At 68.6% G+C, this 1,024-nt stretch carries 1 pseudogene; it reads right to left on the minus strand.

What is annotated here, in order from left to right:
- Positions 1-1,024: pseudogene (locus tag ACWGJ5_RS46595) on the minus strand (2-oxoacid:acceptor oxidoreductase subunit alpha); the annotation flags it as partial.

A 1,024-nucleotide genomic window follows, 5' to 3' on the forward strand; every position in this document is an offset into this window, starting at 1 on the left:
GTGGAGCCCCAGCCCAGCACCAGGGTCCTCGCGCCGTGCGGGTCGTCGACCTCGACGTCGTCGACGGCGATCCGGTCGATCTTGGCCTGGCGGGTGCGGACCATGAAGTCGTGGTTGGCGGGGTCGTAGGAGATGTTCCCGGTGCCGTCCTGCTTCTCGATGCCGCCGATGCGGTGCTCCAGCCCCGGCGTGCCCGGCAGGGCCCACGGCCGGGCCAGGGTCTCGGGATCGCGTTTGTAGGGCCAGAACACCTCGCTGCCGTCATCCAGAGTGTGGTTCGGGCCGGAAGCGAACTGCACCCGCAGATCAGGCAGTTCCTCCAGGTCCGGGATCCGCCAGGGCTCGGAGCCGTTGGCCAGATAGCCGTCGGACAGCAGCATCACCGGCGTGCGGTAGGCCAGCGCGATCCTCGCTGCCTCCAAAGCCACCCCGAAGCAGTCCGCCGGAGTACGCGGGGCGACGATCGGCACGGGTGCCTCGCCGTTGCGGCCGAACATCGCCTGCAGCAGGTCCGCCTGCTCCGTCTTGGTCGGCAACCCCGTCGAGGGGCCACCACGCTGGATGTCCACCACCAGCAGCGGCAGCTCCAGGGAGACCGCCAGCCCGATCGTCTCCGACTTCAGCGCGACACCGGGGCCGGACGTCGTCGTCACCGCCAGCGAGCCGCCGAACGCCGCACCCAGCGCCGCACCGATCCCCGCGATCTCGTCCTCCGCCTGGAAGGTACGCACGCCGAAGTTCTTGTGCCGGCTCAGCTCATGCAGGATGTCCGACGCCGGGGTGATCGGGTACGAGCCCAAAAACAACGGCAGATCCGCCTGCCGCGAGGCCGTGATCAACCCATACGCCAGGGCAAGGTTGCCGGAGATATTGCGGTAGGTACCGGTCGGGAACGCGGACGCGGCCGGAGCGACCTCATAGGAGACGGCGAAGTCCTCCGTGGTCTCACCGAAGTTCCAGCCCGCCCTGAACGCCGCGATGTTCGCCTTCATGATCTCGGGCTTCCCGGCGAACTTCGACTTCA

This window comes from Streptomyces sp. NPDC054783, assembly GCF_053611725.1.